Raw genomic sequence first — 22327 nt, 5'->3', positions numbered from 1 at the left:
TCTCTATGATAATAATCATCATGTTAAATAGCTAACAATGATAAATAATTGGTTCAAGGTATAATTTACCTAGAAAAAGTTAATAAGTGACACAGTTAAGCAAAAAGTATATCTTTATCAAATGGTATACTTCTTACCCACAAAATATTAATTCGGTATTACTCAATACCCTAGGTGCCTTTTTAGGGTATTTACCTCGAAAAACAGAAAGATCCTTCTATCTTGTAATTATTGAGTAATAAAAAAAATGGTATTGAGTTAATGCGATGTGATTATATATTGTTTTATATGATTTTATTTGTCGTATAAAACGCAATTATATTTTCATCTATTTACCTACATGATAGTAAGAAAGCAGTGATTGTTAATTGAACTATACTAAATGCGTTAAAACACATTCATAAAATTTATGAATGATGTATCATTGTCAAAATAAAATGGATGAAATTAATTAAGTATAATTGCTAATTCTATCTTTTAATATACCATTCACATGGTTGATTACAGTTGAAATCTTACCAACTGAAACTAATAAGGTATCAAAATAATGGAAAGTTCATTTACACCGACAGAAGAATTACTTAACGCTCGCGTCGCGCAACAAACTTCACAAGAAAATACTATCCCTTACCAAGAAATTTTATTGACGCGCTTGTGCATGCACGTTCATGGAAAACTGTTGGAATCACGTAATAACATGCTAAGAGCTCAAGGTGTCAATGAAACGCTATTTATGGCGCTCATGATCCTTGATACTAAAGATTCTCATAGCATTCAGCCATCTGAACTCAGTGCAGCATTAGGTTCTTCACGGACTAACGCAACACGTATCGCCGATGAATTAGAAAAAAATGGTTGGATTGAGCGTAAAGAAAGCCATAACGACCGTCGCTGCCTGCATTTGCACTTAACGGAAAAAGGCTCTGAGTTTCTCAGTGGATTATTACCGCCGCAGCATAAGGCATTGATCGATATTTGGTCTTCATTGGATACTGATGAAAAACAACTGCTCGACAAGCTGATGCGCAAATTATTAGCAAAACTCGATAGCATAAAAGAGTGATAATATTGACCACAGATATTTCATGGTTAATGTTTTTGAGGCATTCTGTGGCTTAAACTGAAAAAAAAACTTTTCACTCACATATATTTCATTATCCTTTCAGTTATATATTGCGATATCCCATCGAGCAACGAAATCATTTGTCGTCTTAGTTTCCAGTAGTTAACACTAACTGCTGGAAACAGTCGTTATTTTTATCCATTGAATATGGGGAACCACCAGTATGAGCGCACGCGAGGATCTGCCTGAAACGCAAACGCCGCCATTAAACAAAAAAAGACAGCGCAGAAATGCACTAATGTTCCTAACCGTTATTTTTATCGCGATAGGCATCGGTTGGACTGCATACTGGTATCTCGTCTTACGCCATTACGAATCAACAGACAACGCTTACGTTGCTGGAAATCAAGTTCAAATCCAAGCGCAAATATCCGGTAGCGTCATGACAGTCAATGTCGATAACACCGATTTTGTGAAAAGTGGAACGGTACTGGTGGAGTTAGATCCTAGAGATGCCGAACTCGCTCTTGAAAAAGCCAAAACTGAACTTGCTAACAGCGTTCGACAATCCCAACAGCACATTATCAATAGCCGCCAATTTCAAGCAAATATTGATGTTAAACGCTCTGAATTATCCCGTTTACAAAATGATTTAAAACGCCGCGAAGTCTTGGGTAGCAGCAATTTAATCGGTAAAGAAGAGCTTCAACATGCGAGAGAAGCTGTCATCAGTGCGAAAGGTGCGCTTGATGTGGCGATTGAACAGTACAACGCCAACCAAGCCATCGTGCTCAATACCGCTTTAGAAAAGCAGCCGCTTGTTGAACAAGCTGCAACGCAAGTGCGAAATGCATGGCTTGCCCTGCAACGCACCAAAATTGTCAGCCCAGTGGACGGTTATGTTTCCCGCCGTAGTGTGCAAGTCGGTTCACAAATCACGCCAAATACCCCATTAATGGCAATTGTGCCATCTAGCGGAATGTGGATTGATGCCAACTTTAAAGAGACACAATTAGCGAGTATGCGCATTGGCCAACCTGCCAAAGTAACTACCGATTTCTATGGCAAAAATGTGGTATTCAACGGCACCGTGGTCGGGCTTGATATGGGGACAGGAAGCGCTTTCTCATTATTACCCGCTCAAAACGCGAGCGGCAACTGGATCAAAGTGGTTCAACGCCTTCCAGTACGTATCGCCCTCGATGAGTCCCAACTTGATGAATACCCTCTACGTATTGGGCTCTCAACCGAAGTCGAAGTGGATACTGCCAATAAAGACGGCAAAGTGTTATCCAAAGGTCTGCGCGATACGCCCGCTTATCACACAACGGCTTTAGCGGTTGATATGTCTCCTGCTGACAAAATTGTTGCTGAGATTATTCAAAATAACTCTGGCAAATAAGTAAACGGAGACATTAACGTGACAAATGCACCGTTAACAGGCTCAAAACTGGCTTGGATGACCATTGCGTTATCTTTGGCGACTTTCATGCAAGTTTTGGATTCGACCATTGCTAACGTCGCTATCCCCACAATTGCGGGTAACTTGGGTGCATCTAACTCACAAGGCACATGGGTGATCACATCGTTTGGGGTAGCGAATGCTATCTCTATTCCGATCACTGGCTGGTTAGCTCGTCGTATTGGTGAAGTTCGCCTCTTTTTATGGTCTACCGGGCTTTTCGCCCTTACCTCATGGTTGTGTGGGATCTCCAACAGCTTAGAAATGCTGATTTTATTCCGCGTCCTACAAGGTTTGGTTGCAGGTCCACTCATTCCTTTGTCTCAGAGTCTCTTACTCAATAACTATCCACCAGCCAAACGTAGTATGGCTCTTGCACTGTGGTCAATGACCATTGTGGTTGCGCCGATTTGTGGGCCTATTCTTGGTGGCTATATTAGTGACAACTACCACTGGGGCTGGATTTTCTTTATCAACGTTCCTTTTAGTATCGCGATTATTTTTGCCATTATGCGAACGCTTAAAGGACGTGAAACTCAAATCGCGATCAAGCCAATTGATACCGTCGGGCTTGTCTTACTGGTTGTCGGGATTGGTGCATTGCAGATTATGCTCGACCAAGGGAAAGAGCTCGATTGGTTTAACTCTACGGAGATCATCGTTCTGACCGTTATCGCCGTTGTCGCGATAGCCTTCTTAATTGTTTGGGAACTGACTGATGAGCATCCCGTCATCGACCTTTCCCTCTTTAAAGAGCGTAATTTTACTATCGGTTGTTTGGCGCTCAGTTTGGCGTATATGCTCTATTTCGGTACCATTGTCCTATTGCCTCAGTTGCTGCAAGAAGTGTACGGCTATACCGCAACTTGGGCGGGGTTAGCCTCCGCACCCGTCGGTCTCTTGCCGCTGCTGATCACGCCGATTATTGGTCGCTTTGGTAACCGTATTGATATGCGTTATTTAGTGACATTCAGTTTTATTATGTATGCCGTCTGCTATTACTGGCGAGCTTACACCTTTGAGCCTGGTATGGGATTTGCCGCAGCAGCATGGCCTCAGTTCGTTCAAGGTTTAGCGATAGCCTGCTTCTTTATGCCACTCACGACCATTACATTATCAGGTTTACCACCAGAAAGAATGGCATCAGCGTCCAGCTTATCTAACTTCACGCGAACCTTAGCGGGTGCAATTGGTACCTCCATCACCACCACGTTGTGGACACAGCGTGAAGCAATGCACCATGAAAATTTGACAGAGTTTGTTAACCCGTATAATCCAAATGCTCAACATATGTACAGTGAGTTGGCGCAAATAGGAATGAATGAGCAGCAAAGTGCTGCATATATTGCGCGTTCAATTACTGAGCAAGGGCTAATTATTTCTGCTAATGAAATTTTCTGGATGTCCGCTGGCGTGTTTATTCTGTTAATGGTGATTGTATGGTTTGCCAAACCACCATTCGGTGCTGGTTCAAAAGATGGTGGCGGAGCTCACTAGCCGGTATGTAATCCAAATGAAAAAAAACCATACACATTTTTGTGTATGGTTTTTTTAGGATAGCTCAAGTCAGTAAGTCATTACTTAACTTTATTTTGTGACCACCACTGAGAAAGCATAATCCCTGTTGCTACAGAGACGTTCAGGCTTTCAACTTTACCTGTTCCGCCAATGTACAGGCTCATATCACCCTGATCCCATGTGCTGTCACTTAAACCATCACTCTCTTGACCTAACACCAACACCATTTTCTTCGGTAATTGAACCTTAGCAATGTCCTGACTACCTTTATGGCTTGATGTCGTGACGATGGTATAGCCCGCTTCACGGAATTTATTCAGTGTTGGGGTGAAACCATCCGCATCAATGGCTTTAATATGCTCCGCGCCGCCTTCAGCGGTACGAATTGCCGCACCTGATTCCAGCATTCCTGCATCTTGTAAAATCACACCTTTCACACCAAAGTGAGCGCAGCTACGCATGATGCCACCAAGGTTATGCGGGTTACCAACATCTTCCAGCGCTAAAACACAATCGGTATCGACCGCATTTTCTAAGTAGTTTTCTGCTGCCATACCACCGCGTTTTTTGATGATAAAGCACACACCGCCGTGGTGCTCAGTACCAGACGCTTTTGTTAACTCTTCTTCATCAACAACATGGTACGCTTTGCGGTTTGCTGCCATCCATTTTAATGCATCACGAAAACGTGGGGTGACTGACTGCAAGAACCACGCACGGACAATGCCATCTGGACGGTTTTTAAACATCGCTTGGCAAGCATTTTCGCCGTAAATACGTGTCTCTTCTTGGCGCTGTTTACGTAACTGCTCAGGATCAATTTGGCTTTTTCCTGAAATACCACCGTGGTCGTTTTCTAATTCATCACTGCCTGGTTTTGAAACTGTACGCCATGGAGACTGCTCTCCACGTGGTGCGCTATCGCGATTACTTGAGCGTCTGTCATTGTCAGAACGGCGTTCTGAGCGACCACCTTCTGGACGACCAGAGCGACCAGAACGGTCGTTGCGATCATTGCGGTCGTTACGCCCACCTGAACGCTTATCACCGCGTCTATCATCGCGCTTATCATCACGACCGCCACGGCGTTTATCATTACCTTTATTGTTGTCCTGCTCTTCGCTACGGACATACATCACTTTTACTTTGCCGTTTTTACCACTAAAATCATTCGTGTCGTTCATCGCTATCCCCTACTAAGCTATGGCGCGAAGATTACATGAAGTTGCAAAGCTACGCTACCGATCCGCGCTATTATCTCACCGAAAAGTTATTGAATATACTTCTATCGTAGACAAATCGTTTTGCGTACAATATGCCCCTTATTTTTGTCACAACGAAAAGTGCCCCATCAACCATGAGTCAGAACGCTGTCTATCACCTGCGTCAACAACGCTTAGCCCTTTCTACAAAACCTTTTAAAGCAAGGGGTTGCCGGGTGAAACGGTGTCAATATTGCTTACTCCCCGTGCCACAGTGTCTCTGTGAAGAAACGGTTTCTGCACAAGCAAAAAGCCAATTTTGTCTGATTATGTTTGATGGTGAAGTCTTTAAACCCAGCAACACCGGAAAACTCATTGCCGATGTGCTTCCTGATACTCAGGCATATCAATGGTCAAGAACAGATCCTAACAACCAGCTGTTAGCCGCTCTGCAAGATAAGAGTAGACAGCCTTATCTGATTTTCCCAGAAAGCTACGCGCAAACGGATCGCATTGTCGTCAATGAACCGACACTTTCTGACAAACCTGCATTGTTTATTCTGTTAGATGGTACTTGGCCAGAAGCGCGTAAGATGTTCCGCAAAAGCCCTTATTTGGATCAAATTCCAATGTTGTCTATCAATACGAAAGCGAGAACCGACTACCTGCTGCGTACACCATCGCGGGAAGAGCAACACTGCACTGCTGAAGTCGCTGCTACCGTGCTAGAACAAGCTGGCGATATTGATGCATCCCAAGCGTTATTCACGCATTTCAATCTGTTTCGCCGTAAATACTTAGAGGGGAAACCGCATCATCCAACCGCTCAAATGCTTTTGTCTCAGCCCCAAGAATAACTCCTTATAGGCATTTTTTACGTTATTTATATGCCTCGCTTTCCAGCAATTTCTATTTTGAAAATCACCTTCACAGCAAAACGTGAAGGTGCTTGTAATATTCAATAAAATTCCCTCGATAAACTGGCGCTTCCCACAATATACGGCACAATATACGACATGGTATTCCAGCAACGTATCGTATAGCGTTGCTTACGAACTCAAAATCAATTGAGCGGGTTTTCGCTCACCACAAAAAGGTTTACCGCCATGGGGTTAGTGAGTCAGCTAGAGTCATTGTTTAGACCAAAATCTATCGTTGTCGTGGGCGCTTCAGAAGATCCTAGCCGAGCAGGATCTGTGATGATGAAAAACTTACTCAGCAGTGGTTTCAAAGGCCCTATTCTGCCCGTTAACCCGAACAGGAACTCCATTCTTGGCGTCCTTGCTTATCCCTCAATTGATAAACTCCCACTCAAGCCTGATCTTGCAGTGATCTGCACTCACTATTCTCGCAATGTTGAATGTCTCCGCCAGCTTGGTGAGGCAGGTTGTAATGTCGTCATTATCTTATCGTCCCCTTCTATTCAATTTAATGAACTGAAAAAGGTGGCTCAGCAATACCAAATTCGTTTATTAGGTCCGAATAGCTTAGGCTTCTTTGCACCATGGCAAGGGCTAAATGCCAGCTTTTCCCCAATCCCTATTTTGAAAGGTAAACTAGCATTTATTTCACAATCTGCCGCAGTCTCAAATACAGTCTTAGATTGGGCGCGCCATCGCGATATCGGTTTTTCCTATTTTATTGCCCTTGGCGATAGCATTGATATCGATATTGATGACCTACTGGACTATCTTGCTCGAGATAGCAAAACCAGCGCTATCTTGCTTTATTTAGAAAACATTAGTGATGCTAGACGCTTTTTATCATCTTCTCGTAGTGCATCCCGTAACAAACCGATCCTCGTTATCAAAAGCGGGCGAACACGCAAAGCGCAAGAGCTTCTCGGTGAAAAACCAAGTTTAGATGCCGCTTATGATGCTGCGATTCAACGGGCTGGTTTACTGCGAGTCCAAGATACCCACGAAATGTTTTCTGCGGTAGAAACACTAAGTTATATGACTCCGCTACGAGGAGAACGTTTATCGATTATGAGCAACGGCTCAGCACCTGCCGCAATGGCACTCGATGAACTACTTCTACGTAATGGAAAACTTGCAAAACTCAGTGTAGAAACTGAAAACGAATTAAGTTCTCTATTACCATTAGATTTATCTACCCAAAACCCGATTGACCTCGGCGACGATGCCACTGTGGATAGGTATCTCAACGTATTAAACAAAATGCTCGATAGCCACGATCATGATGCGTTGCTTTTGATCCATACACCAAGTGCCATTACACAAAGTAAATCTATGGCAGAAAAAGTGATCAAAACCATTAAACAACATCCTCGGGGTAAATGGTTAACTATCCTCACAAACTGGTGCGGGGAATATTCTTCTCAAGAGGCAAGAAGGCTCTTCAGCGAAGCTGGGATCCCAACTTACCGAACGCCAGAAGGTGCAATCACCGCCTATATGCATATGGTGGAATATCGCCGTAACCAAAAACAATTAAAAGAAACCCCTGCGCTGCCTGTCGGGATAACCGCAAATACTCAGCAAGCACATACCTGTATCATGCAAGCCATTGAAAATAACAAGCTGCATTTAGATACCCATGAAGTTCAACCAATCTTAAAAGCTTATGGCTTAAACAGCTTACCGACATGGATTGCTCATTCCAGCGAACAGGCCGTTGAAATCGCAGAAAAGATTGGCTATCCCGTTGCACTAAAATTACGTTCTCCTGACATTGTGCATAAATCAGAAGTTCAGGGCGTTATGCTCTATTTAAGGAATGCCAAAGAAGTCTCTGAAGCTGCCAATGCCATCATTGAACGAGTCTCGACCAACTACCCACAAGCTCGAATTGAGGGCTTATTAGTACAAAGCATGGCGAATCGCGCAGGAGCTCAAGAGCTACGAATCGCTGTTGAGCTTGATCCTGTTTTTGGTTTATTAATCATGCTTGGCGAAGGGGGCATAGAGTGGCAACAAGAGAGTCAGGCTGCCGTAGCTCTTCCGCCACTAAACTTAGCGCTAGCTCGTTACTTGGTCATTAATGCAATCAAAGGACATAAAATTAAAGCCCGTAGTGCTCTAGAACCATTAGATATTCCGGGGCTAGCCAGCTTATTAGTTCGTGTCTCTAACTTAATCATTGATTGCCCTAACATCAGCCGATTAGATATACATCCACTACTTGCGGCTGGTGATGAATTCACATTACTTGATGTTTCAATGACATTGAACTCAGCAAGTAACATTCCAGATACTCGGCTTGCCATCCGTCCTTATCCTAATGAGCTTGAAGAGACCATTAACCTAAAAGATGACCTAACTTGCTTGCTAAGACCGATTCTTCCTGAAGACGAACCACTCTTAAAATCCTTTATTGAGCAAGTCACTAAAGAAGACCTTTATTACCGTTATTTCAGTGAAATCAGTGAATTCACTCATGATGATCTCGCGAATATGACACAAATCGATTACGACCGAGAAATGGCGTTTGTTGCTGTTAAAAATAGTGATACACAACCTGAAATTATCGGCGTAACTCGCGCAATGGCAGATCCTGATAACCAAGAAGCTGAGTTTGCCGTTTTAGTTCGTTCAGATATGAAAGGGCAAACGCTCGGTTATCAATTAATGCAAAAACTGCTTAACTACACCCGCGGACATGGCATTAAGAAGCTGACAGCGATCACCATGCCAGAGAATCGTAATATGATCAGCTTAGCAAAAAAATTAGGATTCCAAATTGATGTTCAATTTGAGGATGGTGTCGTAAATCTCACCCTGCATCTATAATTAGCGTTAGGAATAAACCGTAATCTGTATAGTAAGTAAACCAATGGTCAATTTATTCCTAATGAATGGTGTAAATATGATATCATCGACAGATCATTCGCTTAAATATTTGTATAAAGCGATTTGCTATTAGACTAACAAGAGAAAATTCACACTGTGATGTTGTCAAAACTAAAACAAGCAAAACATCAACAACACTTGGCAAGCATGCCTAAATTGTCTCAGTCGGTTGATGATGTTAAAACGCTCTATAAGACGGAAGATTTTCGTGGTGCTCTGCTTGAACAGATCTCGCAAGCTAAAAATACAGTCTACATTACGGCGCTGTATTTAGAAAAAGATGATGCGGGTAAAGACATCCTTCATGCTCTGTATGCCGCTAAACAAGCAAATCCTAATCTAGATATTAAAATTCTAGTTGATTGGCACCGAGCTCAGCGCGGTCGAATTGGCGCTGCTGCTAATCTGACTAATGCCGATTGGTATTATGAAGTTTCTCAGCAATACCCTGATGTTGAGATCCCTGTTTTCGGGATCCCCGTAAACACGCGTGAAGCATTAGGAGTACTGCATTTAAAAGGTTTCTTATTTGATGATACGCTTCTATATAGCGGGGCTAGCATCAATGATGTCTACCTGCATCGTCATGAAAAATACCGCTACGATAGATATCATCTCATCAAAAATAGTCAGCTCACTGCAACGATGAAAAAATTCATTGATGATTCTCTTTTATCATCGGATGCTATTCATCTACTCAATACGCCTAGCAGACCAAAAACAGCGGAATTTAAAGGGTTAATCAAGCAATTTCGTTTGTCATTAAGAGGCGTTAATTACCAATTTGCAGGTAATGCATCTAATGATGAACTCGCCGTTACTCCATTTGTTGGCCTAGGTAAAAAAAACGAGTTAAATCGTACTATCACCCATTTAATGAGCTCAACCGCTGAAAAGCTAACTATCTGTACACCATATTTTAATTTACCTGCTGTTTTGGTTAGAATTATCAGTAAGTTACTGCGTGATGGAAAGAAAGTTGAAATCATTATTGGTGATAAAACCGCTAACGACTTCTATATTCCACCTGAAGAGCCTTTTAAAATCATCGGTGCTTTGCCTTATCTCTATGAAATAAACTTACGTAAGTTTGTTAGCCGTTTGCAACGTTTTATTGATAGTGAACAACTGACAGTTCGTTTATGGAAAGATGGTGACAACACCTATCACCTGAAAGGAATGTGGGTTGATAATCAGTGGCAGCTGATTACAGGTAATAACCTGAATCCACGGGCTTGGGGATTAGATTTGGAAAATGCGGTATTAATCCACGATCCAAAACAACAGCTCCAAGAACAACGCCAACACGAGCTTGATTGCATCCGAGTCCATACTAAAGTTGTTCATCATTATCGCGAGCTGGATAGCATTCAAACCTACCCTGTTAAAGTGAAAAAACTGATCCGTCGATTACGACGTATCCGAGTTGATCGACTCATTAGTCGAATACTTTAATAATTGACTCTCTAAAGCGCCGCTCATGTGGCGCTTTTTATTATCTAGCGAACTCTAACTTATCAGTTGCTGTAGAGGGCCAAGATATATGCCAAATCTCTCTTATAAAACATTAGCTTTAAGTTGCTCCTTAATAGTCATGACTGGCTGTTCAGGCTTCCATTGGTCAAATGATAATTGGCAGGGAAAAGATAAGGCGCAGCACTTTGCCTTTTCTGCTGCAATGGCTGCTGCTGGTAATGCGTATGCGGATAGGCAGAACATGCAACATCGGCAAGCAGCACAATTCGGTATGTTATTTTCGATTTCGCTAGGTGCAGCGAAAGAACTTTATGATAGCCGACCAGCAGGTACTGGCTGGAGTTGGCATGATTTTGCTTATGATGTAGCGGGTTCAGTGGCAGGTTATACTCTATATCAAAACTTTAAGTAATATTTGCTCGCTCATAATAAACAAAAAAATCTAGAAGGGATCACTATAGCAGAGTGAGCTGTGTGACGACAGGGAGAAAATATAGTTAGAAATTGCTGTATTACATGTATCGTAGAAAAACAAAAACCCCGTGATTTTCATCACAGGGCTTGCTATAAGTGGCGGAACGGACGGGACTCGAACCCGCGACCCCCTGCGTGACAGGCAGGTATTCTAACCAACTGAACTACCGCTCCACTTATTCTTTTTGCCTTTCAGCAACTTATTGCTTCGCAATAAGCTTTAATTTAATGTCTGGCAGTTCCCTACTCTCACATGGGGAGACCCCACACTACCATCGGCGCTACGGCGTTTCACTACTGAGTTCGGCATGGGGTCAGGTGGGACCACCGCGCTATTGCCGCCAGACAAATTCTGTTTATTCCCGTCTAAGTTTTCTCTTAAACCAGAATATCAATCCTGAACAAGCTGTGTGTCTACCTTCCGGCTTCTCACTTTCTTTGAAAATCAACTTAATCTCTCATCCCGAAAACACCTTCGGTGTTGTCAGGTTAAGCCTCACGGTTCATTAGTATTGGTTAGCTCAACGTATCGCTACGCTTACACACCCAACCTATCAACGTCTTAGTCTTAAACGTTCCTTTAGGACCCTTAAAGGGTCAGGGAAGACTCATCTCAAGGCAAGTTTCCCGCTTAGATGCTTTCAGCGGTTATCTCTTCCGCACTTAGCTACCGGGCAATGCCATTGGCATGACAACCCGAACACCAGTGGTGCGTCCACTCCGGTCCTCTCGTACTAGGAGCAGCCCCTTTCAATCTTCCAACGCCCACGGCAGATAGGGACCGAACTGTCTCACGACGTTCTAAACCCAGCTCGCGTACCACTTTAAACGGCGAACAGCCGTACCCTTGGGACCTACTTCAGCCCCAGGATGTGATGAGCCGACATCGAGGTGCCAAACACCGCCGTCGATATGAACTCTTGGGCGGTATCAGCCTGTTATCCCCGGAGTACCTTTTATCCGTTGAGCGATGGCCCTTCCATACAGAACCACCGGATCACTAAGACCTACTTTCGTACCTGCTCGAGCCGTCACTCTCGCAGTCAAGCTGGCTTATGCCTTTGCACTAACCGCATGATGTCCGACCATGCTTAGCCAACCTTCGTGCTCCTCCGTTACTCTTTGGGAGGAGACCGCCCCAGTCAAACTACCCACCAGACACTGTCCGCACCCCGGATTACGGGGCTACGTTAGAACATCAAACATTAAAGGGTGGTATTTCAAGGTTGGCTCCACGCAGACTGGCGTCCACGCTTCAAAGCCTCCCACCTATCCTACACATCAAGGCTCAATGTTCAGTGTCAAGCTATAGTAAAGGTTCACGGGGTCTTTCCGTCTTGCCGCGGGTACACTGCATCTTCACAGCGAGTTCAATTTCACTGAGTCTCGGGTGGAGACAGCCTGGCCATCATTACGCCATTCGTGCAGGTCGGAACTTACCCGACAAGGAATTTCGCTACCTTAGGACCGTTATAGTTACGGCCGCCGTTTACTGGGGCTTCGATCAAGAGCTTCTCCTTACGGATAACCCCATCAATTAACCTTCCAGCACCGGGCAGGCGTCACACCGTATACGTCCACTTTCGTGTTTGCACAGTGCTGTGTTTTTAATAAACAGTTGCAGCCAGCTGGTATCTGCGACTGGCTTCAGCTCCATGAGTAAATCACTTCACCTAATGCCAGCGTGCCTTCTCCCGAAGTTACGGCACCATTTTGCCTAGTTCCTTCACCCGAGTTCTCTCAAGCGCCTGAGTATTCTCTACCTGACCACCTGTGTCGGTTTGGGGTACGATTAATGATAATCTAGAGCTTAGAGGCTTTTCCTGGAAGCGGGGTATGAGCTACTTCGCCACCGTAGTGACTCGTCATCAGACCTCAGCATATAGTGAACCGGATTTGCCTAATTCACCTGCCTACATCCTTAAACCGGGACAACCGTCGCCCGGCCAGCCTAACCTTCTCCGTCCCCCCATCGCAATTATCACCAGTACGGGAATATTAACCCGTTTCCCATCGACTACGCATTTCTGCCTCGCCTTAGGGGTCGACTCACCCTGCCCCGATTAACGTTGGACAGGAACCCTTGGTCTTCCGGCGTGCGGGTTTTTCACCCGCATTATCGTTACTTATGTCAGCATTCGCACTTCTGATACCTCCAGCAACCCTCACAGGTCACCTTCACAGGCTTACAGAACGCTCCCCTACCCAACAATATTTACATATCGCTGCCGCAGCTTCGGTGCATAGTTTAGCCCCGTTACATCTTCCGCGCAGGCCGACTCGACCAGTGAGCTATTACGCTTTCTTTAAATGATGGCTGCTTCTAAGCCAACATCCTGGCTGTCTGAGCCTTCCCACTTCGTTTCCCACTTAACTATGACTTTGGGACCTTAGCTGGCGGTCTGGGTTGTTTCCCTCTTCACGACGAACGTTAGCACCCGCCGTGTGTCTCCCGTGATAACATTCTTCGGTATTCGTAGTTTGCATCGAGTTGGTAAGTCGGGATGACCCCCTAGTCGAAACAGTGCTCTACCCCCGAAGATGAGTTCACGAGGCGCTACCTAAATAGCTTTCGGGGAGAACCAGCTATCTCCCGGTTTGATTGGCCTTTCACCCCCAGCCACAAGTCATCCGCTAATTTTTCAACATTAGTCGGTTCGGTCCTCCAGTTAGTGTTACCCAACCTTCAACCTGCCCATGGCTAGATCACCGGGTTTCGGGTCTATACCCTGCAACTCATTCGCCCAGTTAAGACTCGGTTTCCCTACGGCTCCCCTATACGGTTAACCTTGCTACAGAATATAAGTCGCTGACCCATTATACAAAAGGTACGCAGTCACACCATAAAGGTGCTCCCACTGCTTGTACGTACACGGTTTCAGGTTCTATTTCACTCCCCTCGCCGGGGTTCTTTTCGCCTTTCCCTCACGGTACTGGTTCACTATCGGTCAATCAGGAGTATTTAGCCTTGGAGGATGGTCCCCCCATATTCAGACAGGATAACACGTGTCCCGCCCTACTCGTCGAGTTCACAACACCAACACCTTCGGATACGGGGCTATCACCCTTTACTGCCGGCCTTTCCAGACCGTTCTCCTGATGCTAATGCTGATTAAGACTCTGGGCTGCTCCCCGTTCGCTCGCCGCTACTAGGGGAATCTCGGTTGATTTCTTTTCCTCGAGGTACTGAGATGTTTCAGTTCCCTCGGTTCGCTTCGTTTGACTATGTATTCATCAAACGATAGTGCAACGAATTGCACTGGGTTTCCCCATTCGGAAATCGTCGGTTATAACGGTTCATATCACCTTACCGACGCTTATCGCAGATTAGCACGTCCTTCATCGCCTCTGATTGCCTAGGCATCCACCGTGTACGCTTAGTCGCTTAACCTCACAACCCGAAGGTGTCTTTACCAACTGACCCGACGGCCAGTTGAACACATTCAAGTTGAGATTTTTGAGAGACTCTCACATTGTTTAAGCGATAAACAATGTGCGTTGTTTTCAATTTTCAGCTTGTTCCAGATTGTTAAAGAGCATAATTATTCGCAATAGACTATTTCTAATCTATTCTGAATAATCAGAAAGTTTATGGTGGAGCTAAGCGGGATCGAACCGCTGACCTCCTGCGTGCAAGGCAGGCGCTCTCCCAGCTGAGCTATAGCCCCATAAAGGTAATTCCAGTATCGATTCTCTCACTAAGAAAGAATTTTGAGTTAAATCGAATTTAAGCAAGGCATAACTTGGCGACGTTTACGTCTGGTAAACGAGCTGAGTTATAACGAAGCATCAATTCGATTTTGGTAGGCCTGAGTGGACTTGAACCACCGACCTCACCCTTATCAGGGGTGCGCTCTAACCACCTGAGCTACAAGCCTATCGATACCGTTACTCTATTTCATCAGACAATCTGTGTGAGCACTTCACAAAAACACTTCAATGGTAAGGAGGTGATCCAACCGCAGGTTCCCCTACGGTTACCTTGTTACGACTTCACCCCAGTCATGAATCACAAAGTGGTAAGCGCCCTCCCGAAGGTTAAGCTACCTACTTCTTTTGCAACCCACTCCCATGGTGTGACGGGCGGTGTGTACAAGGCCCGGGAACGTATTCACCGTAGCATTCTGATCTACGATTACTAGCGATTCCGACTTCATGGAGTCGAGTTGCAGACTCCAATCCGGACTACGACGTACTTTATGAGTTCCGCTTGCTCTCGCGAGGTCGCTTCTCTTTGTATACGCCATTGTAGCACGTGTGTAGCCCTACTCGTAAGGGCCATGATGACTTGACGTCATCCCCACCTTCCTCCGGTTTATCACCGGCAGTCTCCTTTGAGTTCCCGACCGAATCGCTGGCAACAAAGGATAAGGGTTGCGCTCGTTGCGGGACTTAACCCAACATTTCACAACACGAGCTGACGACAGCCATGCAGCACCTGTCTCAGAGTTCCCGAAGGCACTAAAGCATCTCTGCTAAATTCTCTGGATGTCAAGAGTAGGTAAGGTTCTTCGCGTTGCATCGAATTAAACCACATGCTCCACCGCTTGTGCGGGCCCCCGTCAATTCATTTGAGTTTTAACCTTGCGGCCGTACTCCCCAGGCGGTCGATTTAACGCGTTAGCTCCGGAAGCCACTCCTCTAGGGAACAACCTCCAAATCGACATCGTTTACAGCGTGGACTACCAGGGTATCTAATCCTGTTTGCTCCCCACGCTTTCGCACCTGAGCGTCAGTCTTTGTCCAGGGGGCCGCCTTCGCCACCGGTATTCCTCCACATCTCTACGCATTTCACCGCTACACATGGAATTCTACCCCCCTCTACAAGACTCTAGCTGACCAGTCTTAGATGCCATTCCCAGGTTAAGCCCGGGGATTTCACATCTAACTTAATCAACCGCCTGCGTGCGCTTTACGCCCAGTAATTCCGATTAACGCTTGCACCCTCCGTATTACCGCGGCTGCTGGCACGGAGTTAGCCGGTGCTTCTTCTGTTGGTAACGTCAATCGCTGATGATATTAGCATCAACGCCTTCCTCCCAACTGAAAGTACTTTACAACCCTAAGGCCTTCTTCATACACGCGGCATGGCTGCATCAGGCTTGCGCCCATTGTGCAATATTCCCCACTGCTGCCTCCCGTAGGAGTCTGGGCCGTGTCTCAGTCCCAGTGTGGCTGATCATCCTCTCAGACCAGCTAGGGATCGTCGCCTTGGTGAGCCATTACCTCACCAACTAGCTAATCCCATATGGGTTCATCCGATAGCGCAAGGACCGAAGTTCCCCTGCTTTGCTCCTGAGAGATTATGCGGTATTAGCTACCGTTTCCAGTAGTTATCCCCCTCTATCGGGCAGATCCCCATACATTACTCACCCGTCCGCCGCTCGTCAGCGAGAAGCAAGCTTCCCCTGTTACCGCTCGACTTGCATGTGTTAGGCCTGCCGCCAGCGTTCAATCTGAGCCATGATCAAACTCTTCAATTAAAAAGCTTGATGCTCAAAGAATGTTACTGTCGTTTGATTTCCGAAGAAACCAAATTACCTATTAGTTCATATATATGAATTAACGTGTTAGTCACTCTTCAAGACTTAAAATCAAATATTTTTTGATAGTGTCCTGTGAGTACCCACACAGATTGTCTGATAAATTGTTAAAGAGCGGTGCGACATTTCTTGAGAAATTCGACTCAGTTTTTATCAACTTAGGTCGTTGTCGCGAGGTGGCGTATATTACGCTTTCCTCATTGAGAGTCAAGTATTTTTTTACTTAATCTTTTCAGATTCTCTCGCTGCCGATTCAGTGTCCATCGCGCTTTGCGTTGGCTTGTTCCCGGTCAGTGGATGCGCATTATAGGGAGTCAGAAAAATCTGGCAAGTGTTTTTTGCAAAATAATTTCCAACTGATTATCCTTTATACTTCACGTGTATTTTTTCAACAAAAAATGCCATTTGGGGCAATATTTATATGAAAAAGGCGACCTTACGGTCGCCTTTTAACTTACATTTCGATAATAACCTAGCGCTTACTTACTGCTTTGCTACGATTTCATCGTTTTCAACATCCAGAGTAATTGGTTTACCTGGGATTAATCTGCCTGACAGAATTTCTTGTGCCAGTGGGTTTTCAATCTCTTGCTGAATTGCACGTTTCAACGGACGAGCACCAAAGATTGGATCGAAACCAGCTTCACCAATTTTCTCTAATGCAGCCGCTGTTGCAGTGACTTCATAACCATGTTCTTCCAAACGTTTATATAAACGAGCTAACTGAATATTCGCAATATTCGTAATTTGCTCTTTACCTAACGGATGGAATACCACAACTTCATCAATACGGTTAATAAATTCAGGTCTGAAGTTATGAGCGACAACTTCCATCACCATATCTTTCATTTCTGAATAACCAATCATGCCAAAACGTTCTTGGATAAGATCAGAACCTAAGTTTGAAGTCATGATGATTACGGTATTACGGAAATCTACCGTTCTACCTTGCCCATCAGTTAAACGACCGTCATCTAATACTTGCAGCAAGATGTTAAATACATCTGGGTGCGCTTTTTCAACTTCGTCCAGCAAAATAACTGAATATGGGCGGCGTCTTACCGCTTCAGTTAAATAACCACCTTCTTCATAACCCACATATCCTGGAGGTGCACCGACTAAACGAGATACAGAGTGTTTCTCCATAAACTCGGACATATCGATACGAACCATGGCGTCGTCACTATCAAACATAAAGTTTGCTAGTGCCTTACATAATTCTGTTTTACCTACCCCTGTAGGGCCTAAGAACATAAACGAACCAATTGGGCGGTTAGGATCCGATAAACCTGCACGACTACGACGGATAGCATTCGACACAGCCACAACCGCTTCATCTTGCCCAATCACACGTTGATGTAATTGTTGCTCCATCCGTAACAGTTTTTCTCTTTCGCTTTCAAGCATTCTTGATACTGGAATACCTGTCCAACGAGCCAGAATTTCTGCGATTTCGACGTCAGTAACTTTATTACGTAAAAGCTTCATGCTTTTACCTTCTGCTTTCGTCGCCACTTCTAACTGTTTTTCTAATTCAGGAATACGTCCATACTGTAACTCAGACATTTTCGCCAAATCACCATTACGACGCGCTTTTTCCATTTCAATACGCGTATTTTCTAATTCAGCTTTGATATGTTGAGTGCCAGTTAATGATGCTTTCTCTGCTTTCCACTCTTCTTCTAATGCAGAATATTCACGCTCTTTTTCCGCCAGCTCTTCTTCTAACATTTCCAGACGTTTTTTACTGGCATCATCAGACTCTTTTTTCAGTGCCTGCTGTTCCAGTTTTAATTGGATAATACGTCTTTCCAATCTATCTAAAGATTCTGGTTTTGAATCCATCTGCATACGTAAGCTAGCGCCCGCTTCATCGATTAAGTCGATAGCTTTGTCTGGCAGCATACGGTCAGTAATGTAACGGTGCGATAACGTCGCTGCCGCCACAATAGCTGGGTCAGTAATTTGCACATGATGGTGCAATTCATAACGTTCTTTCAAACCACGCAAGATAGCAATGGTGTCTTCCACGGATGGTTCTGCAACATATACTTTTTGAAAACGACGCTCTAACGCAGGGTCTTTCTCTATATATTGACGATATTCATCAAGGGTTGTTGCCCCCACGCAATGCAGTTCACCGCGAGCCAGTGCAGGTTTTAACATGTTACCGGCATCCATCGCACCGTCGGCTTTACCCGCACCCACCATAGTATGTAATTCATCGATAAACAGAATGACGTTACCTTCTTGTTTAGCAAGGTCATTCAGAACACCTTTCAAACGTTCTTCAAATTCACCACGATATTTCGCCCCTGCAATCAGAGCCCCCATATCCAGTGATAAAACACGTTTGTTTTTCAATCCCTCAGGGACTTCACCATTAACAATACGCTGTGCAAGTCCTTCAACAATCGCTGTTTTACCTACACCAGGTTCACCAATTAATACTGGGTTATTTTTAGTACGACGTTGTAATACTTGAATGGTACGACGAATTTCTTCATCACGGCCAATAACTGGGTCTAATTTCCCTTGTTCTGCACGTTCGGTTAAATCAACGGTAAATTTTTTCAAAGCTTGGCGCTGGTCTTCAGCGCTTTGGTCATTCACTTTTTCGCCACCACGCATCTGTTCTATTGCCTTTTTCAAATTGTCTTTATTAACACCCGCCGCTTTCAACATATCAGCGAGGGTTGTATTGGCTTCTAAAGCAGCGAGCAGAAATAATTCTGAGGAGATAAAGTCATCCCCATTTTTCTGAGCAAGCTGGTCACATAAGTTCAAATGACGCATTAAGTCACTTGATGGTTGTACATCCCCAGCAACACCTTGCACTTGAGGGAGTCGAGCCAATGCATCTTCAATTTTGTTTTCGAACGTAACTGCGTTCACGCCGAGCGTCGTCAATAATGGACGCACGGTACCACTTTCTTGATTAAACAAAGCACTGAGTAAATGAATTGGTTCAATAAATTGATTTTCGCGCCCAAGGGCTAATGACTGGGCGTCAGCGAGAGCTTGCTGGAATTTATTAGTTAAACGATCCAGACGCATAACACCTCCAATAGAATATGATTAAAATTGCTACTGAAGATAAGATGCGGTCTGTTTTTAAATATTCAAGTTTTAGGCGGGATTATTTTTTCAATATTTGTTAATTTGGAATATTATTCCATGAACTAGTTATTTATCCATATAAGGGATGCCATTCTCCCCGTTCTCCCCTCTCGTCGGTAGGAAAAAAATCTGTTTTCATCACTGACCGTACAAAACTCACCACCATAAATGGCTGAAATGCCCGCGGCTTGTAGCTTTTTACGCGCCAGTAAATAGATGTTTGCCAGAAATTTGTCATTGTGAGGTGTAAACGCATCTGCAAGATCGGCAGATTGACCAGTAAATGCTTGTTTAACTTCTACGCCAACTTCAAATTTTTCAGGGCCAATAGCGGGCCCCATCCACGCCATAATGTCGCTCGGTTGTGCATTAAATGCCGCTAGCGTATTTTCCAATACGCCATTGCAGAGGCCTCGCCATCCGGCATGAGCCGCTGCCACTTCTTTACCATCGCGGCTGCAAAACAATACTGGCAAGCAATCTGCTGTCATGATGGCACACACTTGACCAACTTGGTTGGTATACACCGCATCCGCTTGACGATTTTCAATCTCGCTTCCCATTAAATGCAGAACATGAGTACCATGTACTTGCTCAAGCCACACGGGTTGCTGTGGTAATTGAGCAAGCTTTTCAAGACGATGGCGATTTTCACTGACTGCCTCAGGCAAATCCTCAACATGGTCACCTAAATTTAGGCTATCAAAAGGCGGAAGGCTCACTCCACCTGCACGAGTTGTACTGCATGTTGAAATATTTTTAGGTTGCGGCCAATCAGGGAAAATCAACGTATTCATTACCAGTCCATATCGTCTTTATGAAGTTCAGTGTCAGCTTTCAGTGCTTCAATCAATTTCACCATATCATCAGGTAATGGCGCATGCCATTCCATTTGGATTCCTGTGATTGGGTGATAAAGACGCAGCATTGTTGCGTGTAGCGCTTGTCTATCAAAATTACGCATCACTTCGAGGAACTCTTCTGTTGCTCCTTTCAGTGGACGTGGTCGACCGCCGTATAATGGATCACCGATTAATGGATGGTTGATATGCGCCATATGAACACGGATTTGATGCGTTCTTCCGGTTTCTAAGCGTAGACGTAAGCGCGTATGAGCGCGAAAATGCTCCATGACTCGATAGTGAGTTACCGCAGGCTTGCCCATTGGATGAACAGCCATGTGCGTTCTTTTGGTTGGATGGCGAGAAATTGGCTCTTCGACCATACCGCCTGCTGTCATACGGCCAACAGCGACCGCTTCATATTCACGTGTAATTTCACGGCGTTGCAACGCTTCCACTAAGTGAGTTTGTGCAGGGACCGTTTTAGCGACGACCATCAACCCAGTTGTGTCTTTGTCTAAACGGTGAACAATGCCCGCTCTTGGTACATCCGCGATTTCAGGATAGCGATATAATAATGCGTTTAAAATGGTTCCGTCTGGATTACCCGCCCCCGGATGAACAACTAAATCACGCGGTTTATTAATAATTAGGATATCTTCATCTTCATAAACAACGTCAAGTGGAATATCTTGAGGTTCCCAACGGCTATCTTCTTCAATCAAGGCATCGATGGAAATTTGTTCACCACCTAAAACTTTTTCTTTTGCCTTATTGATAACTTTGCCGTTAACCTGCACTCTATCGTCTAAGATCCATTCTTTTATTCGAGAACGTGAATAATCAGGGAACAATTCAGCCAAAGCTTGATCTAAACGTTGACCAAGCTGTGATTCAGCGATAGTTGCACTTAATTGTACTTGTTGAGCCATAAATTAATCTACTTTTTGGTGTTTGTGTTTTGACGGCGCTGCCGTTTCATTTAAAATGTATGCTATTGTAACTCGAATTTTGCCGGGAGCCTTACGGATAGACTCCCTCGATACAGTCAGAGGATAACCAACACGTGATGATACGTATGAAATATCTGGTGGCAGCTGCCACGTTGAGCCTGGCTCTCGCCGGATGCTCCAGCAATAACGAAGTCAGCCCCGATAGTTCCCCAGCTGAGATTTATAGTACAGGTCAGCAAAAATTACAGGACGGTAACTATAACGCGGCAATTAAACAGTTTGAAGCGTTGGATAACCGCTACCCGTTTGGTCCGTATGCTCAGCAAGTACAGTTAGACCTGATTTACGCCTATTATAAATCAGCAGAGCTACCAATGGCGATAGCTTCAATTGACCGTTTCATGCGTTTAAACCCAACTCATCCCAATATTGACTACGTACTTTACATGCGTGGCTTAACGGCAATGGCGTTAGATGACAGCATGTTACAAGGTTTCTTTGGTATCGATCGCTCTGACAGAGACCCACAACACGCATTGGTTGCGTTCAAAGACTTGAGCCAATTAGTTCGTTACTATCCGAACAGCCCATATTCCAACGATGCAAGTAAGCGTTTAGTTTACTTAAAAGATCGTTTGGCAAAATTTGATCTCTCTGTCGTTGAATATTACAACAAACGTGGGGCCTATGTCGCGGTTGTTAATCGTGTCCAACAAATGTTACGTGACTATCCAGATACAGAAGCAACGCGTCAAGCGCTCGGATATATGGAAATTGCGTATAAAGAGATGGGCTTAGACAAAGAAGCAAACAAAGTCGGCAGCATTATTGCAGCAAACCAATAAATTGCTTTTTAACGCTA

General features: G+C 44.5%; 12 protein-coding genes, 3 tRNA genes and 3 rRNA genes. 8 read left to right on the top strand and 10 right to left on the bottom strand.

The annotated features are described in order from the left end of the window. Positions 1-547: 547 nt before the first annotated feature. The 3 genes from mprA (at position 548) to emrB (ending at position 4022) form a co-directional block, all read left to right on the top strand. Positions 548-1063 (top strand): transcriptional repressor MprA, encoded by a 516-nt coding sequence (mprA, locus tag ACIH2S_RS04950; protein WP_036947719.1) that lies wholly within the window; start codon positions 548-550, stop codon positions 1061-1063. A gap of 223 nt (positions 1064-1286) precedes the next feature. Continuing rightward, entirely contained in the window at positions 1287-2465 is a 1179-nt protein-coding gene (gene emrA / locus ACIH2S_RS04945; RefSeq protein ID WP_036947721.1) for a multidrug efflux MFS transporter periplasmic adaptor subunit EmrA, read from the top strand. A 57-nt stretch (positions 2466-2522) separates the two neighbouring features. Then, positions 2523-4022: a multidrug efflux MFS transporter permease subunit EmrB gene (gene emrB / locus ACIH2S_RS04940; RefSeq protein WP_051422531.1), complete on the top strand. Its 1500-nt coding sequence runs from the start codon at positions 2523-2525 to the stop codon at positions 4020-4022. An 80-nt stretch (positions 4023-4102) separates the two neighbouring features. On the opposite strand, the gene ACIH2S_RS04935 is transcribed toward emrB, so the two are convergent. Continuing rightward, positions 4103-5227 (bottom strand): tRNA/rRNA methyltransferase, encoded by a 1125-nt coding sequence (locus ACIH2S_RS04935; protein ID WP_430248200.1) that lies wholly within the window; start codon positions 5225-5227, stop codon positions 4103-4105. 173 nt (positions 5228-5400) lie between these two features. Here ACIH2S_RS04935 and ACIH2S_RS04930 point away from each other — a divergent pair, with 173 nt between their 5' ends. The 4 genes from ACIH2S_RS04930 (at position 5401) to ACIH2S_RS04915 (ending at position 10945) form a co-directional block, all read left to right on the top strand. Next, positions 5401-6102 (top strand): tRNA-uridine aminocarboxypropyltransferase, encoded by a 702-nt coding sequence (locus ACIH2S_RS04930; protein WP_036947745.1) that lies wholly within the window; start codon positions 5401-5403, stop codon positions 6100-6102. A gap of 249 nt (positions 6103-6351) precedes the next feature. Then, positions 6352-8997: a bifunctional acetate--CoA ligase family protein/GNAT family N-acetyltransferase gene (locus ACIH2S_RS04925; protein WP_036947727.1), complete on the top strand. Its 2646-nt coding sequence runs from the start codon at positions 6352-6354 to the stop codon at positions 8995-8997. A 159-nt stretch (positions 8998-9156) separates the two neighbouring features. Then, positions 9157-10512, top strand: coding sequence for a CDP-diacylglycerol--serine O-phosphatidyltransferase (gene pssA / locus ACIH2S_RS04920; RefSeq protein WP_108479356.1), 1356 nt, complete (start codon positions 9157-9159; stop codon positions 10510-10512). A gap of 88 nt (positions 10513-10600) precedes the next feature. Continuing rightward, positions 10601-10945 (top strand): YfiM family lipoprotein, encoded by a 345-nt coding sequence (locus ACIH2S_RS04915; RefSeq protein WP_036947732.1) that lies wholly within the window; start codon positions 10601-10603, stop codon positions 10943-10945. 159 nt (positions 10946-11104) lie between these two features. Here the strand turns inward: ACIH2S_RS04915 and ACIH2S_RS04910 are convergent. The 9 genes from ACIH2S_RS04910 to rluD form a co-directional block, all read right to left on the bottom strand. Then, positions 11105-11181 (bottom strand) — tRNA-Asp (locus tag ACIH2S_RS04910). Positions 11182-11237: 56 nt separating this feature from the next. After that, positions 11238-11353: ribosomal RNA gene (gene rrf / locus ACIH2S_RS04905) — 5S ribosomal RNA — on the bottom strand. A 139-nt stretch (positions 11354-11492) separates the two neighbouring features. After that, positions 11493-14398: ribosomal RNA gene (locus ACIH2S_RS04900) — 23S ribosomal RNA — on the bottom strand. Between the two features lie 201 nt (positions 14399-14599). Then, positions 14600-14675: transfer RNA gene (locus tag ACIH2S_RS04895), tRNA-Ala, on the bottom strand. A 133-nt stretch (positions 14676-14808) separates the two neighbouring features. Further along, positions 14809-14885, bottom strand: a tRNA-Ile gene (locus ACIH2S_RS04890). 65 nt (positions 14886-14950) lie between these two features. Further along, a 16S ribosomal RNA gene (locus tag ACIH2S_RS04885) occupies positions 14951-16490 on the bottom strand. Together the 16S, 23S and 5S rRNA genes with 3 tRNA genes alongside form the textbook arrangement of a ribosomal RNA operon. Before the next feature lie 543 nt (positions 16491-17033). After that, on the bottom strand, positions 17034-19607 hold the full coding sequence (clpB, locus tag ACIH2S_RS04880; protein WP_036949859.1) for an ATP-dependent chaperone ClpB: 2574 nt from the start codon (positions 19605-19607) through the stop codon (positions 17034-17036). A gap of 125 nt (positions 19608-19732) precedes the next feature. After that, positions 19733-20467: a purine nucleoside phosphorylase YfiH gene (gene yfiH, locus ACIH2S_RS04875; RefSeq protein ID WP_036949856.1), complete on the bottom strand. Its 735-nt coding sequence runs from the start codon at positions 20465-20467 to the stop codon at positions 19733-19735. Next, complete coding sequence (gene rluD / locus ACIH2S_RS04870) at positions 20467-21444, bottom strand: 23S rRNA pseudouridine(1911/1915/1917) synthase RluD (protein ID WP_036949853.1); 978 nt, start codon at positions 21442-21444, stop codon at positions 20467-20469. Before rluD ends, yfiH begins: the two co-directional genes overlap by 1 nt. Positions 21445-21581: 137 nt before the next feature. Here rluD and bamD point away from each other — a divergent pair, with 137 nt between their 5' ends. Next, a complete protein-coding gene (gene bamD, locus ACIH2S_RS04865) occupies positions 21582-22310 on the top strand; it encodes an outer membrane protein assembly factor BamD (protein WP_036949850.1) in 729 nt (242 codons plus the stop codon). Positions 22311-22327: the final 17 nt, after the last annotated feature.

It is taken from the genome of Providencia lanzhouensis (genome assembly GCF_050469745.1).
Lineage (GTDB): Bacteria > Pseudomonadota > Gammaproteobacteria > Enterobacterales > Enterobacteriaceae > Providencia > Providencia lanzhouensis.
This window is presented reverse-complemented; position numbering and strand designations above follow the sequence as displayed.

Coding starts and splice junctions, on each gene's coding strand:
- emrA (WP_036947721.1), top strand. CDS start 1,287: ATGAGCGCACGCGAGGATCTGCCTGAAACGCAAACGCCGCCATTAAAC.
- ACIH2S_RS04925 (WP_036947727.1), top strand. CDS start 6,352: ATGGGGTTAGTGAGTCAGCTAGAGTCATTGTTTAGACCAAAATCTATC.
- bamD (WP_036949850.1), top strand. CDS start 21,582: ATGATACGTATGAAATATCTGGTGGCAGCTGCCACGTTGAGCCTGGCT.
- rluD (WP_036949853.1), bottom strand. CDS start 21,444: ATGGCTCAACAAGTACAATTAAGTGCAACTATCGCTGAATCACAGCTT.
- ACIH2S_RS04930 (WP_036947745.1), top strand. CDS start 5,401: ATGAGTCAGAACGCTGTCTATCACCTGCGTCAACAACGCTTAGCCCTT.
- yfiH (WP_036949856.1), bottom strand. CDS start 20,467: ATGAATACGTTGATTTTCCCTGATTGGCCGCAACCTAAAAATATTTCA.
- ACIH2S_RS04915 (WP_036947732.1), top strand. CDS start 10,601: ATGCCAAATCTCTCTTATAAAACATTAGCTTTAAGTTGCTCCTTAATA.
- pssA (WP_108479356.1), top strand. CDS start 9,157: ATGTTGTCAAAACTAAAACAAGCAAAACATCAACAACACTTGGCAAGC.
- mprA (WP_036947719.1), top strand. CDS start 548: ATGGAAAGTTCATTTACACCGACAGAAGAATTACTTAACGCTCGCGTC.
- emrB (WP_051422531.1), top strand. CDS start 2,523: ATGACCATTGCGTTATCTTTGGCGACTTTCATGCAAGTTTTGGATTCG.
- clpB (WP_036949859.1), bottom strand. CDS start 19,607: ATGCGTCTGGATCGTTTAACTAATAAATTCCAGCAAGCTCTCGCTGAC.
- ACIH2S_RS04935 (WP_430248200.1), bottom strand. CDS start 5,227: ATGAACGACACGAATGATTTTAGTGGTAAAAACGGCAAAGTAAAAGTG.